Source organism: Oscillospiraceae bacterium (genome assembly GCA_025758045.1).
In the GTDB taxonomy this organism is placed as follows: domain Bacteria; phylum Bacillota; class Clostridia; order Oscillospirales; family Ruminococcaceae; genus Gemmiger.
On sequence record CP107208.1, the window covers coordinates 1,299,538 to 1,314,584 of the forward strand.

Annotated in this window: 14 protein-coding genes; 10 read left to right on the forward strand and 4 right to left on the reverse strand. The window is 60.0% G+C overall.

Annotated elements, in window-relative coordinates:
- Positions 1 to 29: 29 nt before the first annotated feature.
- Positions 30 to 1,745 (forward strand): ammonium transporter, encoded by a 1,716-nt coding sequence (locus tag OGM81_06205; protein ID UYJ44713.1) that lies wholly within the window; start codon positions 30 to 32, stop codon positions 1,743 to 1,745.
- Between the two features lie 83 nt (positions 1,746 to 1,828).
- Here the strand turns inward: OGM81_06205 and OGM81_06210 are convergent, their stop codons facing one another.
- Positions 1,829 to 2,368: a hypothetical protein gene (locus OGM81_06210; GenBank protein ID UYJ44714.1), complete on the reverse strand. Its 540-nt coding sequence runs from the start codon at positions 2,366 to 2,368 to the stop codon at positions 1,829 to 1,831.
- Between the two features lie 35 nt (positions 2,369 to 2,403).
- Positions 2,404 to 2,805 carry a winged helix-turn-helix transcriptional regulator gene (locus tag OGM81_06215; GenBank protein ID UYJ44715.1) on the reverse strand — a complete coding sequence of 134 codons (402 nt, stop codon included), beginning with the start codon at positions 2,803 to 2,805 and terminating at the stop codon, positions 2,404 to 2,406.
- Positions 2,806 to 2,999: 194 nt separating this feature from the next.
- On the opposite strand from OGM81_06215, the gene OGM81_06220 reads away from it, so the two are divergent.
- The 7 genes from OGM81_06220 (at position 3,000) to OGM81_06250 (ending at position 10,303) form a co-directional block, all read left to right on the forward strand.
- Positions 3,000 to 4,298 carry a M18 family aminopeptidase gene (locus tag OGM81_06220; protein ID UYJ44716.1) on the forward strand — a complete coding sequence of 433 codons (1,299 nt, stop codon included), beginning with the start codon at positions 3,000 to 3,002 and terminating at the stop codon, positions 4,296 to 4,298.
- Positions 4,295 to 5,215: a tRNA glutamyl-Q(34) synthetase GluQRS gene (gene gluQRS, locus OGM81_06225; GenBank protein UYJ44717.1), complete on the forward strand. Its 921-nt coding sequence runs from the start codon at positions 4,295 to 4,297 to the stop codon at positions 5,213 to 5,215. Before OGM81_06220 ends, gluQRS begins: the two co-directional genes overlap by 4 nt.
- A gap of 47 nt (positions 5,216 to 5,262) precedes the next feature.
- Entirely contained in the window at positions 5,263 to 7,851 is a 2,589-nt protein-coding gene (locus OGM81_06230; GenBank protein ID UYJ44718.1) for a heavy metal translocating P-type ATPase, read from the forward strand.
- Complete coding sequence (locus OGM81_06235; protein ID UYJ44719.1) at positions 7,848 to 8,126, forward strand: acylphosphatase; 279 nt, start codon at positions 7,848 to 7,850, stop codon at positions 8,124 to 8,126. Before OGM81_06230 ends, OGM81_06235 begins: the two co-directional genes overlap by 4 nt.
- Before the next feature lie 108 nt (positions 8,127 to 8,234).
- Positions 8,235 to 9,068, forward strand: coding sequence for a 16S rRNA (cytidine(1402)-2'-O)-methyltransferase (rsmI, locus tag OGM81_06240; GenBank protein UYJ44720.1), 834 nt, complete (start codon positions 8,235 to 8,237; stop codon positions 9,066 to 9,068).
- A gap of 9 nt (positions 9,069 to 9,077) precedes the next feature.
- Positions 9,078 to 9,572, forward strand: a complete 495-nt coding sequence (locus OGM81_06245; GenBank protein UYJ44721.1) for a metallophosphoesterase family protein — start codon at positions 9,078 to 9,080, stop codon at positions 9,570 to 9,572.
- Positions 9,569 to 10,303 (forward strand): biotin--[acetyl-CoA-carboxylase] ligase, encoded by a 735-nt coding sequence (locus tag OGM81_06250; protein ID UYJ44722.1) that lies wholly within the window; start codon positions 9,569 to 9,571, stop codon positions 10,301 to 10,303. Before OGM81_06245 ends, OGM81_06250 begins: the two co-directional genes overlap by 4 nt.
- A gap of 147 nt (positions 10,304 to 10,450) precedes the next feature.
- On the opposite strand, the gene uxuA is transcribed toward OGM81_06250, so the two are convergent.
- Both uxuA and OGM81_06260 read right to left on the reverse strand, forming a co-directional pair.
- On the reverse strand, positions 10,451 to 11,548 hold the full coding sequence (uxuA, locus tag OGM81_06255) for a mannonate dehydratase (protein UYJ44723.1): 1,098 nt from the start codon (positions 11,546 to 11,548) through the stop codon (positions 10,451 to 10,453).
- Between the two features lie 91 nt (positions 11,549 to 11,639).
- The gene (locus OGM81_06260; protein UYJ44724.1) at positions 11,640 to 13,256 is read right to left on the reverse strand and encodes a mannitol dehydrogenase family protein; all 1,617 of its coding nucleotides are present in this window, start codon (positions 13,254 to 13,256) and stop codon (positions 11,640 to 11,642) included.
- 196 nt (positions 13,257 to 13,452) lie between these two features.
- On the opposite strand from OGM81_06260, the gene OGM81_06265 reads away from it, so the two are divergent.
- On the forward strand, positions 13,453 to 14,319 hold the full coding sequence (locus tag OGM81_06265) for an AraC family transcriptional regulator (protein ID UYJ44725.1): 867 nt from the start codon (positions 13,453 to 13,455) through the stop codon (positions 14,317 to 14,319).
- A gap of 147 nt (positions 14,320 to 14,466) precedes the next feature.
- On the forward strand, positions 14,467 to 15,033 hold the full coding sequence (locus tag OGM81_06270; protein UYJ44726.1) for a M48 family metallopeptidase: 567 nt from the start codon (positions 14,467 to 14,469) through the stop codon (positions 15,031 to 15,033).
- Positions 15,034 to 15,047 lie beyond the last annotated feature (14 nt).

Consider the following 15,047-nt stretch of genomic DNA (forward strand, 5'->3'; position numbering starts at 1 on the left):
CTGTGCAAAGTGAGAGAGGGGAATCTGTTATGTACAACTCTGCGGACGTTACCTGGACACTGGTTGCGGCGTTTCTGGTGTTCTTTATGCAGGCAGGCTTTGCTTTGTGCGAGGCGGGCCTTACTCGTGCCAAGAACACCGGCAATATTCTGATGAAGAATATGATGGACTTCTGTATCGGCACGCCCTGCTACTGGCTGGTGGGTTTCGGCATCATGTTTGCCGGCTCCGGCGCACTGATCGGCGGGTTTGACCCGTTCATCCAGGGCAGCTACGATTTCGGTACCCTGCCGGTCTGGGTCTATGCGGTGTTCCAGACCGTGTTCTGCGCCACAGCAGCTACCATCGTTTCCGGCTCAATGGCTGAGCGCACCAAGTTCAGCGCCTACTGCTGCTACTCCGCCGCCATCAGCCTGATCGTCTATCCCATTTCCGGCCACTGGATCTGGGGCGGCGGCTGGCTGGCTCAGCTGGGCTTCCATGATTTCGCCGGTTCCACGGCGGTCCACTTTGTGGGCGGTGTTACCGCCTGCCTGGGTGCCTGGATGCTCGGTCCCCGCATCGGCAAATATGGTAAGGACGGCAAGGCACGGGCTATCCCCGGCCACAACCTGACCGCCATGGCCCTGGGCGTTTTCATCCTGTGGTTCTGCTGGTTCGGCTTTAACGGCGGCTCTACCGTCAGCATGACCGGCGATGACACGATGGTTTCCGCGGGCCTCATCTGCTTCAACACCAACCTGGCGGCGGCTCTGGCTACGGTGGCCGCGCTGATCGTCAGCTGGGTGCGCTACGGCAAGCCCGATGTCTCCCTAACCTTCAACGGTGCGCTGGCCGGTCTGGTGGCCATCACCGCCGGCTGTGATGTGGTTGACCCCTTCGGCGCGGCCGTGATCGGCATCGTGGCTGGCGTGCTCTGCATCTTCTCGGTGGAATTCTTTGATAACATTGCCAAAATCGATGACCCTGTCGGTGCGGTGTCGGTCCACTGCATGAACGGCCTGTGGGGCACGCTGGCGGTCGGTCTGTTTGCCACCGATGGCGGCCTGTTCTACGGCGGCGGTTTTGCCAAGCTGGGCATCCAGTTGCTGGGTGTTGTCAGTGTGGCGGCCTGGGTTCTGGTCGCGATGACCATCATCTTTACCATCATCAAAAAGACGATCGGCCTGCGCGTTTCTGAGAAAGAGGAACTGGACGGCCTGGACATCCATGAGCATGGCCTGGCCAGCGCCTACGCCGGTTTTGCCATCAACGATGCCACCTACGCTGAGCTGGATGTGAACGAGAACACCGACCTGGGTGAAGATGACATCGCCAAGGCCAGCCCCGAGAAGGTGGCGGCCGCCGTCAAGGTCACCCAGGAAGCTCCGCTGCCGGCCGAGCTGGATTCCGGCATGCACAAAGTGTCCATCATCGTGCAGCTGGCCAAGTTTGAGAGCCTGAAGCGAGCGCTGAACAAAATCGGCGTCACCGGCATGACCGTGACCCAGGTCATGGGCTGCGGCATCCAGAAGGGCAGCGGCGAGAAGTACCGCGGCGCCGAAGTGGATGCCACCCTGCTGCCCAAGGTCAAGGTGGAAGTTGTCGTGAGCAAGATCCCGGTGGAGAAGATCATCGACACCGCCACCAAGGCACTGTACACCGGCCACATTGGCGATGGCAAGATCTTTGTGTACAACGTGGCCAAGGTGGTCAAGGTCCGCACGGGTGAGCAGGATTACGCCGCCCTGCAGGACGTAGAATAAGCGTTACACTATTATAATAAGGTATAAAGGTCAGTAGAAAAGCGGTGCCGCGTGGGAACGGCACCGCTTTTCTGTTGTGTTATTTACCCGGCTTTTCCGGTAAAAACGGTATTCAAAATCACCAGCTTATCCGGTACCCCGGTCAAAACCATGCCGGTAAAATCCGTGGTGACACCGGCGCAGGATAAAAGGTCGGTCTGGCTGGCTGGATCGGCGGCGATGTTTTGGGCATTTGCCAAAATGCCTGCCCAGTTGATGTCCAACAGGTCGCGCTGGTCCTGGGTCAGGTCGGTCATCCAATCGGCGGCGGTGGAGGCGTCGATGTCGGCGCAGCTCAGGTATTCCACCAGCACTGCCGCCGCGCGGGCGCATTTCAGGCTGCCGCCTGCCGTGTCGGCGGAAAAATCCACAAAGCCATCCAGCACATTGCACTGCTCGGTGGTGGTATCGCGGGAGGAGGCCGCAGGTGTTTCCGCCGTGGCCGGGGCAGCATCGGACGCAGCTTCCGAAATAACGGCACTTGCGGCATCCGACGATGCAGTGCCTGAATTTCCCGGCGCCTGCCCGCAGGCTGTCAGCGTGGCCAGTGACAGGCCCAGCAAAAGGGCAATAGATTTACGCATAAAATGTCCTCCTAACAGGTTACTTTACAAATATATTATTCACAACAGCCATGCCTTGCGCCGTAGGGGGCGGCGGGCTTATCGCCGCAGCAATTGCTGCAGGCATTTTTGCGGATATACGCCTGTATATCGTCAAAAATCGGCATCAATGCCTCGCCGTTCGGGGTTAGGCGGTAGTCTACCCGGGGCGGGACCTCGCCATAATCGATGCGCTCCACCAGCCCATCGGCGGCCAGCTCCTTTAACTGGTTTGAGAGCATCTTGTGGGTCACGCCGTCCAGCAGGCGGCGCAGCTCGCCATAGCGCAGGGTGCCGTGGGCGCCCACCATAAACAGGATGCGCATCTTCCATTTTCCGCTGATCTGATCCATGACTTCTTCCATTTTATCGCAGCCAACATCGGCATAGCGGCAGTTACAGTTCGCGTTCGGGTGCATAGATAACCTCCTGGGGGTACTTTCCAAAAAGTGCGTACTTGTCAAAACGGACAGTATGACTATACTGAGTATAGAACAAATTTTCCTGTTTTGCAACTTGTTCCCACTGTAAGTTTGCGGTACAATATTACCGTATGACGCACCCGGGAAACAAAAGCCCGGAAAAATAACAACAGTAAGGAAGAAAAGTACCTATGCTCGATGATTTATTTGAATTTTTGCAGGGGGCAGTGACCCCCTACCACGCGGCTGCCATAGCCGCGGCCTGGCTGGATGCAGCCGGTTATACCCGCCTGGAAGAAGCCGATTACTGGAACCTGGAAGCCGGCAAAGGGTACTACATTACCCGCAACGGTTCCTCGGTCATCGCCTGGCGCGTGCCGGAGCATGCCATCGGTGGTTGGCGCATTGCCGCCAGCCACAGCGATTCCCCGTGCTGGAAAATTAAAAACGAGAAGGTCGAAAACGACGGCTGCTCCCGCCTGAGCGTCGAAGGCTACGGCGGCATGATCATGTCTACCTGGCTGGACCGCCCGCTGACGGTGGCTGGCCGCGTCATGGTCAAGACCGAGGACGGCATCGAGAGCCGCCTTGTCAACATCGATGAGGACCTGCTGGTCATCCCGTCGCTGGCCATCCACATGCAGCGCAACGTCAATAAGGGAAAGGAGTTCAACCCCCAGATCGACATGCAGCCGTTGTGGGGCCCCGCTGGATGCCGCACCCTGACCGATGTGCTGTGCGAGGAGCTGAACGTCCAGCCCGAGGACATCCTCGACCGCGACCTGCAGCTGGTCACCCGTCAGCAGCCTACCTGCATTGGCCCGGACGGTGAGTATCTCCTCGCCCCGCGCATCGATGATTTGGAATGTGCCGCCACCACGCTGCTGGCCTTCCTGGATGCTGCCCCCGATTGCGACAGCGCCTGCGCCCCGGTGTGGGCCATGTTTGACAACGAGGAAGTGGGTTCCTCCAGCCGGATGGGCGCCGAGAGCAGCTACCTGCGGGATGTGCTGGACCGCATCATCGATTCGATCCCCCACAGCGCCCAGGCAAAGCAGCAGGCCATGGCAAACAGCTACATGCTCAGCGCCGACAACGCCCACGCGGCCCACCCGAACTTCCCGCAGAAAGCCGACCCATGCGCCCCGGTGCATATGGGCGAGGGCGTTGTGCTGAAGTACAACGCCAGCCAGAAGTACACCACCAACGCCGTCAGCGGTGCGATTTTCAAGGAAATCTGCCGCAAGGCTGGTGTGCCGGTGCAGGTGTTCACCAACCGCGCCGATGAGCCGGGCGGCAGCACCCTGGGCAACCTGCAAAGCCACACGCTTCCCATCCCGATGGCGGACATTGGCCTGGCCCAGCTGGCCATGCACAGCGCGGTGGAGACTGCGGCCGTGGCCGATGCTGACCACATGATCAACGCGGTGGCGGAGTTTTACCGTGTGCATCTGCGTGCCCTGGGCGATGGCACCTACACGCTGGAATGATCGCCGGCCGTTACGCACCCAGCCCCAGCGGGCGGATGCACCTGGGCAACTTGATGTGCTGCCTGCTGGCCTGGCTTTCCGCCAAAAGCAAGGGCGGGCAGGTGCTATTGCGCATCGAGGACCTGGACACCCAGCGCTGCCCCCGTGTGTTTGCCGATGCCATCATCGACGATCTGGCCTGGCTGGGCCTTGCCGCCGACGGTCCGCAACTGCCGGTCTACCAGAGTGAGAGGGCAGAAATTTACCAGCATTACTACGATATTCTGGACTGCCGCGGGCTGGTGTATCCCTGTTTTTGCAGCCGTAGCCAGCTGCATGCGGCCAGCGCACCCCACCGCAGCGACGGTCAGGTCGTCTACGCCGGGACCTGCCGGGGGCTGACCCCCGCCGAGGTGGCCGAGCGCTGCAAGATCCGTGCCCCCGCCTGGCGCGTGCAGGTGCCGGATGAGACCATCTCCTTTACGGACGGCCATATGGGTATGTATGAGGAAAATCTTGCCCGCGATTGCGGCGACTTTTACCTGCGCCGGGCAGACGGTGTGTTTGCCTACCAGCTGGCCGTGGTGGTGGATGATGCCCTGATGGGCGTTACCGAGGTGGTACGGGGCAGTGACCTGCTGTCCAGCACGCCGCGCCAGCTGTGGCTGTATCGGGAGCTGGGGCTGACGCCGCCAACGTTTTACCACCTGCCGCTGCTGCTGGCCCCGGATGGCCGCCGCCTTTCCAAAAGGGACGGCGACCAAAGCCTGGAAAACCTGCGGGCCAGGTACAGCGCCGAGGAAATTATCGGCAAGCTGGCCTTTGCCTGCGGTTTGCAGGCCACGCCCCGCCCCGTGACGCCGCAAGAGCTGGCGGCGGATTTCGACTGGGCCAAAGTTCCGAAAAATGACATTGTTTTGCCGGAAAGTATGTTTTAATTAGGTTACTGTTTTAGCATTTTTAGCAAAGGAGCAATAGAGGAACCATGCAACGCTATGAGATCACCGGCATGAGCTGTGCGGCTTGTGCCAGCCATGTGGAAAAAGCGGTCTCGGCTGTGCCGGGTGTGGCTGGTGTGGCCGTAAGCCTGCTGACCAACTCGATGCAGGTAGACTACACCCCCGATGCTGACCCGGACACGACGGCCAGGCGCATCTGCAACGCCGTGGAGGCTGCCGGTTACGGCGCCAGCCTGGCCACAGCCGAAAGCGAGAACGCTGAGCTGGAGGACACAGAGACCCCAAAACTGAAAAAGCGCCTGATCGCCAGCCTGTGTTTTTTGGTGCCGCTGATGTATGTCTCAATGGGGCATATGATCGGCCTGCCGCTGCCCTCGTTTATGGAGGGCCATGGCAGTGGTGCCATGGTGTTTGCGCTGGTGCAGCTGGCGCTGACGCTGCCCGTCTGCTGGATCAACCGCGCATTCTTCATCAGCGGTTGGAAGGGCATCAAGTCCCGCGCACCGGGCATGGACGCCTTGGTCTCGATGGGCGCGGGTGCCGCGCTTCTGTACGGCCTGTATGCTATTGTGATGATCGGCATTGGCCTGAAAAACGACGATATGGAGTTGATCATGCAGTATCGGCATGACCTCTATTTTGAGTCTGCTGCCACGATTCTGACGCTGATCACCGTCGGAAAAACGCTGGAAGCTTACAGCAAGGGCAAGACCACCGATGCGCTGAAGAGCCTGATGAAGCTGGCTCCTCAGACAGCCTGTGTGCTGCGCGATGGCGAGCAGATAACGCTGCCGGTCAGCGAGGTGCAGATCGGGGATCTGTTTCTGGTACGCCCGGGCGAATCCATCCCCGTGGACGGCACTGTTACCGAGGGTATCTCCAGCGTGAACGAGGCCGCCCTGACCGGCGAGAGCATGCCGGTGGATAAATTTCCCGGTTCGCCTGTCAGCGCCGCCACCATCAACCAGAACGGCGCCCTGACCTGCCGGGCCGAGCGTGTTGGCCAGGACACCACCCTGTCCCAGGTCATCCGCCTGGTGCGGGACGCCGCCGCTACCAAGGCCCCGTTGGCCAAAACGGCGGATAAAGTCTCCGGCATCTTCGTACCCGCTGTTACCTGCATCGCCTTGCTGACGTTCGTTATCTGGCTGCTGCTGGGCCAGACCTTCACTTACGCGCTGGCCCGCGGTATCAGTGTGCTGGTCATCAGCTGCCCCTGCGCGCTGGGCCTGGCAACGCCTGTTGCCATCATGGTTGGCAGCGGTGTGGGCGCCAAAAATGGCATCCTGTTCAAGACCGCCGCCAGCCTGGAAACCACCGGCTACACCGATGCTGTGCTGTTGGATAAGACCGGCACCATCACCACCGGCGAACCCAGCGTGGTCAAGATCGTGGGTACCCGCAACGTGCCTGCCAAGTTCCTGCTCAGCATGGCCGCTGGCCTGGAACTGCGCAGTGAGCACCCGTTGGCCCGTGCCATTTTGAAAGAGGCCGAAAAGGACAAGCTCTCCTACGCCACCGTTGCCGATTTTGAGGCTGTGCCCGGCAAGGGTCTGCAGGGCAAGGTGGCCGGTAAGGTCATCGCGGGCGGCAACGCCGATTTTATCCGCGAGACCTGCGAGCTGACCTCCGACCTGGAGCGGGCGGGCGAAGAGATGAGCCGCGACGGCGTGACCCCGCTGTACTTCTCGCTGGCCGGTAAACCGGCAGGCGTCATCGGCGTGTCTGATGTGGTCAAGCAGACCTCGGCCGAGGCCATCAGCCAGATGAAGGCCCTGGGCCTGCAGGTCGTGCTGCTGACCGGCGATAACGCCGCCACCGCCAAGCACATTGGTGCTATGGTCGGCCTGGACGAGGACCATGTCATCGCAGGCGTCCTGCCCGCCGGTAAGGAGGCCGAAGTCCGCCGCCTGCAGGCTGCGGGCCGTGTGGCCATGGTGGGCGACGGCATCAACGATGCACCCGCCCTGACCCGTGCCGAGACCGGCATTGCCATCGGCGCTGGGGCCGACGTGGCACTGGACGCCGCCGACGTGGTGCTAGTGCGCAGCGACCTGGCCGATGTGCCCGCTGCGGTGCGTCTGTCCCGCGCGGTGGTGCGCAACATCCACCAGAACCTGTTCTGGGCGTTCTTCTACAACGCTGTCTGTATCCCGCTGGCCGCGGGCGTCTTCACCGGCATTGGCATCACGCTGAACCCGATGATCGCCTCGGCTGCCATGAGCCTTTCCAGCGTTTGCGTTGTGACCAATGCCCTGCGGCTGAACACCTTTAATCCCCGCAGCGCCGCCCATGACGCACCGCCCAAACACAAAGCCCCCGCACGGGAGCTGCCCGCAGAGACCGCGTGCGAAACCAGATCCTGCCCTGTGCAGAACAAAATAAAAACGGAGGAAGTTACTATGAAAAAGACCATCCATATCGAAGGCATGATGTGCGGCCATTGCGAGGCCACCGTGAAGAAGGCTCTGGAGGCCCTGGACGGTGTGCAGAGCGCCGAGGTCAGCCACGAGAAGGGCACCGCCATCGTCGCCCTGACCGCTGACGTGGCTGATGCCGACCTGAAGGCCGCCGTCGAAGCCAAGGACTACACCGTAACGGGCATCGACGCATGAGTGTGATCCGCCGCCGCTGGCATTTCACGGGAAATGTGCAGGGTGTGGGGTTCCGCTACTTTGCTCAGTGCGCCGCCCAAAAGCTGGGCCTGACCGGATGGGTCGCCAACAACTGGGACGGCAGCGTCACCCTGGAAGCCCAGGGCGAACGTGCCGCGCTGGATGAACTGGTGCCGATGATCGAGCGCAGCAATCGCTGGGCGCGTATCGAGGGCATGACCACCGAGACCCTGCCGCCGGAAGAGCACGAGTATAGCTTTAGCACCAGAGGATAATGCAAAGCCTCCCCATTTTGGGGAGGCTTTTTGCATGGACGCGGGGTTTACCGAATGCCCGTAACGTGGTATAATAACCTATTATAGTATAGAAAAGGGGGCAGCATTTTGCCCGGAACATTATATTTGGTGGCAACACCCATCGGCAACCTAGATGATATGCCGCCGCGTGTGGCGGCCACCTTTGGTGCAGCCGATTTCATCGCGGCCGAGGATACCCGCGTGACCCTGCGGCTGCTGAACCATCTTGGCTTAAAAAAGCCGATGGTCAGTTATTATGAGCATGCGCTCCACCATGGCGAGGCCATCTTGCAGCGCATCGAAGCGGGCGAAAACTGCGCCCTGTGCAGCGATGCCGGAATGCCCTGCATCAGCGACCCCGGTGAGCAGATCGTCAAAGAGGCCCACGCCCGGGGCATCAAGGTAGTGCCGGTGCCGGCGGCTTCGGCCTGCGTGACAGCCCTCGCCGCCAGCGGTCAGCCCACGGCACGGTTCGTGTTCGAGGGTTTTCTGCCTGTCCCGAAGCGGGAGCGCCGGGAACGGCTGGACTTTTTGCAGAAGGAGACCCGCACGATGATCTTCTACGAAGCCCCCCACAAACTGCGGGGCACACTGGATGATTTGGCGGTGACCTTTGGCACGGACCGTTCGGTAAGCCTGTGCCGCGAGCTGACCAAGCTGCACGAAGAGATCAAGAAGACCACCCTCGGCGAGGCCGTCGCCTTTTACCGGGAAAACGATCCCCGCGGCGAGTATGTGCTGGTGCTGGCGGGTGCTGACCCGACCCGGCTGGCCGAGGAAACCGCCCCCACACTGGAAGAAGCGGTGGCTGCAGCCCGCACTTTGCAGGCAGGCGGTATGCCGCCCTCGGCTGCAGCCAAACAGGCGGCGGCGGGGACGCCATTCAGCAAAGGGCAGATCTACAAAGAGCTGATCAAGTGAGGAACCTTCATGTCCGAGACCACAAAAATCTTAGTTATTTCCGATGTGCACGGCCGCATGCGTGACCTGCGCTGGGTGCTGCAGAACGAGACCGCCGATGCCATGTTTTACCTGGGTGACGGCCTGTATGACCTGAACGGCGCGCTGGAGCTGAACAAGACCCCCGTGCCGTACCCGATCTACCGCGTGGCAGGCAACTGCGATGTGGGGTATCAGGAACCCACCGAGGGTATGGCCCCTTTTGCGGGTGTGCTGTTTTTCTACACCCACGGCCATCATTACGGCGTAAAAATGGGCAGCGAGCGGCTGGCGGAATCTGCCGGAGAGCGCGGTGCCGATGTAGCGCTGTTTGGCCACACCCATCGGCGGGAGCTGGTGCGCGGTGTGGGCACGGCGGCTACGGTGTTTAACCCGGGCAGTCTGCGGGATGGCGGCAGTTACGGCGTCATCAAGGTGACGGACGGGCAATGTGAATTTTCATGGAAGCGGGTGCCGCAGTTTTGAACGAGAGCGTAATTTATCTGCCGCAGGTCGGCAGCACCAATGCCTGGGCGAAGGAGAACATCGCCCAGTTCGGCCCGGTGGGGGCCGTGTATACCACCGACCAAACCGCAGGCCGGGGCCGTTTGGGCCGCGGCTGGGTCGACGCGCCCGGCAAAGGGCTGTACTACACCGCCGTCATCAAAACGGATCTGGCACAGCCGTCTACGCTGCCGTTGTTCGCGTCCTTGGCTGTCTGCGACGCATTAAAGCAGCGTTATGGTATTGACTGCCAGATTAAATGGCCCAACGACCTGCTGCTGAACGGAAAAAAGATCGTGGGCATCCTTTGCGAAGTCGCGCCCGACGGGCACAGCCTGGTGGTGGGCATCGGCATCAACCTGGCCCAGCCGCAGGAATATTTCGATATGGCCGGCCTGCCCCACGGCACCAGCCTGCTTTTGCAGGGCGTCAACGTGGACCTGGACACCGACCCCGAATGGCTGGCCCAGTATATGACAGATTTCGGTTTTGACCGCGCCCTCTACACCTATGAGGAGCAGGGGCTTGCCCCCTACCGTGAACAGTACAAGGCCCAGTGCGTCAACCTGGGCCGCCGCGTTACCTATGATGGCGGCGCAGGTATTGCCAAGGACATTGACGAGGAGGGCCGCCTCATCGTTCACGATGAATCCGGCGACACCCACGTTTTCACGGGCGAAGTCAGCGTCAAAGGCATCTATGGCGCGGTGTGAGCATGGGCTGGGCTTTTGTTCCTTCTTTGCAAAGAAGGAACCGAAGAAACTCCAAACAAAAAGCAAGGCATGGGCCAACGGCCCATGCCTTGCTTTTTAATTGAAAGTTCTTTTGGTTCCTTTTCTTTCAAGAAAAGGAACGAAAGCTTAGCCCTTCTTCTCCTCGTCCAGGCGGTCGAGCAGATCCCAGACACCCAGCATGTACTGGATACCCAGGGCACGGTCATACTTACCGTAACCGGGGCGGCAGTTACCAGGACCTTCCTCCCACAGCTGACGGCCGTGGTCAGGACGGATGCAGCCATCAAAGCCGCAGTCATGGTAGGCACGCAGGATCTCAATGATGCCGGTCTCGCCGCAGCAATCGCGGTGTGCGGCCTCGCTGAAATCGCCATTCTCGAAGTGATGGATGTTGCGGATATGGGCGAACGGGATACGATCGCAATGCTTGCGCACGATCTCAGCCACGTTGTTGTTGGGGTTGGCGTTCATGCTTCCGCTGCACAGGGTCAGGCAGTTGTACGGATCATCCACCATGGACAGGAAACGGTCGATGCTCTCGGCGTTCACCAGCAGGCGGGGCAGGCCGAAGATGTCCCACGGGGGATCGTCCTGATGGATGGCCATCTTGATGTCGCACTCGCGGCAGGTAGGCATGATGGCTTCCAGGAAGTACTTCAGGTTATCCCACAGCTTCTCCTTGGTGACAGGGGCGTAAGCCTTGAACAGCTCGTCCAGCTTAGCCATACGCTCCGGCTCCCAGCCGGGGAAGGTCATGTGATACTTCTCGGTGAAGCTCATGATGTAATCAGCCATGGCCTTGTAGTCGCCCTTGATCAGATCCTTCTGATAGAACAGGGCGGTGGAACCGTCGCCGACGGGATGGAACAGGTCGGTACGGGTCCAGTCAAAGACCGGCATGAAGTTGTAGCAGATGGTCTTGACACCGAACTTGGACAGGTTGCGGATGCACTGCTTGTAGTTCTCGATGTACTGGTCGCGGGTGGGCAGACCGATCTTGATGTCATCGTGAACGTTGACAGACTCAACGATGGTAGCGTCGAAGCCGTAAGAATGGATCTGATCGACGACGGCCTTGATCTCGTCCTCTTCCCAGATCTCACCGGGCATCTTGCTGTGCAGGGCCCAGACGATCTCCTCAACACCGGGGATCTGCTTGATGTCAGCCAGCGTGATGGGGTCGTTGCCCTCACCATACCAGCGCCAACCCATTTTCATAGACATAGGTAGACTCCTTTATTTTTTAATTATTGCCTCTTATGTAGGTATTGCCTCTTATGTAGGCTCCCTCACAGAGGAAGCCTTTTTCGGAAAATTAAGCATTCACAGCGTCATGCAGGGTCTTGCGGACAGCGCCGGGGCCTGCCAGCTCGGCCTTGAAGTAAGCCTTGATCTTGTCGGCCAGCACAGTCTTGGTCAGATCGGTGCCGAAGATGGAAGCGTTGGACAGGATGTCGTCCAGCTGGTTGGTGAAGGTTTCGGGCTTGCCGACCTCGATACCGGCCAGCTTGGCCTGCAGGTCGTCCTTCAGGGGATCAGCAGAGACTTCAAAGGCATTGCCGTTGTCGTCCACAGCCAGCAGGTAACGCAGCCAGCCAGCCAGGGCCAGAGGGATGCTGACCAGGGTGTTCAGGTCGCGGCCCTCGGCAATGTAGCTCTTGATGGTCTCGCCGAAGCGGATGCCGACTTTCTGGGAAGTATCGGTAGCGATACGCTGCGGGGCGTCGGGCATGAAGGGGTTGGGCAGGCGCTGCTCAACGACTTCGTCGATGAAAGCTTTGGGCTCCAGGATGCCGGGGTTGACCACAACGGGCAGACCCTCAACATAGCCCAGGCGCTTGATCAGGGCAACGATGTCGGCGTCCTTCATCTCGTCGCAGATCAGGGTGTAGCCCAGCATACAGCCGTACACGCTCATGGCGGTGTGCAGCGGGTTCAGGCAGGTGGTGACCTTCATGCGCTCGGTCTTGTTGACGGTGTCGCGGTCGGTCAGGTACACGCCAGCCTTCTCCAGGGCAGGACGGCCGTTGGGGAACTTGTCCTCGATGACCAGGTACTGCGGGCGCTCGGCGTTGACGAAAGCAGCAATGAAGGTGTTCTTGCTGGTAACGATGGGCTCCATACCCTCGATGCCGTCCTTGACCAGCTGCTCTTCCACAATCTTGTGGGGGCGCGGAGTGATCTTGTCGATCATGGACCAGGGGAATGCGATCTTGCTCTCATCGGTCAGGTAATCGATGAAGTCCTGGCCAACATAGCCCTTCTCCAGCCAAGCCTTGGCAATGGTCATCACGCTGGTCTGCAGCTTCTCACCGTTGTGAGAGCAGTTGTCCATGCTGACGACGGCCAGAGGAGCGGCACCGTTCTGGAAACGCTCCAGCAACAGGGCGGTGACCATGCTCATGGCATGGCGTGCGTGGGCGGGGCCCTCGTCGATGTCGGCCTGGACAACGGGCATCAGGCTGCCGTCCGGACGATACAGGGCGTAGCCCTTCTCGGTGATGGTGAAGCTGATCATCTGCAGGCCGGGATCGGTGAAGATCTCCTTGAAGCGGGCCATCATGGCAGCGTCAGAGGAGTCAGCACGCAGGCCCTCGGCGATGGAGCCGATGACCTCGCGGCTGGTGGTGCCGTCCGGGTTCAGGGTGACGTTCATTGTCAGGTTGTCATACGGGGTGTAGATCTTGTCGATGATGTCGTAGTCGAAGGTGTCGGCCGCGATGATGCCGCGATCGGCCAGGCCCTCGTTTAGCAGGCGCTGCTGCAGGGCGGCGATGAAACCGCGGAAAATGTTGCCGGCGCCAAAGTGGACCCAAATAGGATGCTCCTTGGTAGCGGCAGTCATGGCGGCATGGTCAAAGGCGGGCAGCTTAACGCCCAGCTTTTCCCACTCGGCCTTCTGGTTAACGATGGAAGAGGCATTCATCTGCATAATGGTTTGCTCCTTTTCGTGATGCGTAGAAGATGCTTTGGAAGGTTTGGCAGCGTACCGTCACCGCCCCTTTTGTGGTTTCAGTATAGCACGCAATTTTTCGCAAGAAAATTACCACAATTGCTTGATAAATTGCAAAAATTGCGGTAACATAGAAATAAAAGCAAAGCAACGATGAAAAAGGCGGAGGTGTACCATGTCGGCCAGTTTTAACCCCTATACCAAGCGCCAAAGCATGATCGAGCCGGATTATGAGGTGTACCGCTATCGTTCCACCTACATGAACGAAGTGGAGCTGCACCACCATGATTTTTACGAGGTTTATCTGCTGCTGCGCGGCCGTATTGAATATATTGTGGAAAATAAAATTTACCGCATGCGCCCCGGCGACTGGATGCTGTGCAGCCCGCTGGAGCTGCATCAGGCCCGCATCGATACCGATGCCGACGCGTACGAGCGCATCGTGCTGTGGATCGCCCGACCATATCTGGACCGGCTTTCCACCCCGCGCACCAGCCTGACCCGCTGCTTTGATACCAGCGTGCCGGGCCACACCAACCTGCTGCGCCTGCCCGGTGCCATCGGCGCGCCGCTGCGCAGCACGGTAGACCGCCTGTGTGACCTGCGCGCCCGCAAGGATTATGGCAGCGACCTGTTGGCCCAAGGTGCGCTGGTAGAACTGATGATCGGCCTGAACAGGGCGGCGGACTCCCACGGGGACCTGCGCCCGGCCGGCACCAGTGACCAGGTGGTGGACGCTGTCCTACATTATATAAATGAGCACTACAGCGAGAGCCTGACCCTGGACCAATTGGCTGAGCAGTTTTTCATCAGCAAATACCACCTGCTGCGCAAATTTGATGCCCAGGTGGGCACCACGGTACACCGCTATATTTTGCAAAAGCGCCTGATGAACGCCAAGCAGCTGCTGGCGGGCGGCGTACCGCCGAATGAGGTGTGCCAATACTGCGGCTTTGGCGATTACGCCAACTTTTACCGCGCCTTTAAGGCCGAGTATAACCAGACTCCACGGCAGTATATCCAGGAAGCAAAAGGAAAATAAAATAGCATAAAGGCTCCCCCGGAGGGGAGCTCCGCCGCAGGCGGTGAGGGGGGGCTGCTTTAGCCGCCTCTTTTTTGTAGGGGCCGATGCTTGCATCGGCCCGCAAAAGCGTGTACAATATAGAAAATCTGCAAAGGGGGCTTGCACTTGGCTTTGCCGCGGCAACAAACACGCACGGTGGCGGGCGTGACCTATACGCTTACCCGCCGCCGCGTGCGCAATATCAACCTGCGCGTGCGGGCTGATGGCAGCGTAGCCGCCAGTGCCGCACCGCGTGTGTCGGCCATGAGGGTGGATGCTTTTGTTGCCAGCAAGGCAGATTGGGTGCGCAGCGCCCAGGCCCGCGCAGCCGCCCGCCGCGAACAGGAAGCCGCCCAGCAGCCGGAACTGCCCACCAGGGCCGAGGCCCTGGCCCATATCCAGGTGCTGTGCCGGGCATACTATCCCCAGTTCGCGACCACCTGCCCGGGCGGGCATATGCCCAAAATCACTGTGCGGGATATGACCACCCGCTGGGGCAGCTGCAGCTTAAAAACCGGCACGTTGGCTTTTGCGCGGCGGCTGTGTGTGGCACCCATGCCCGCGCAGGAATATGTTGTAGTACATGAGTTCTGCCATTTTGCCCACCCCAATCATGGTCCCGGCTTTTGGGCGGCGGTGGCGGCAGTTATGCCGGACTACAAAGCCCGCGAACGACTGTTAAAGCAGATGTGACCACTGCCTAAACA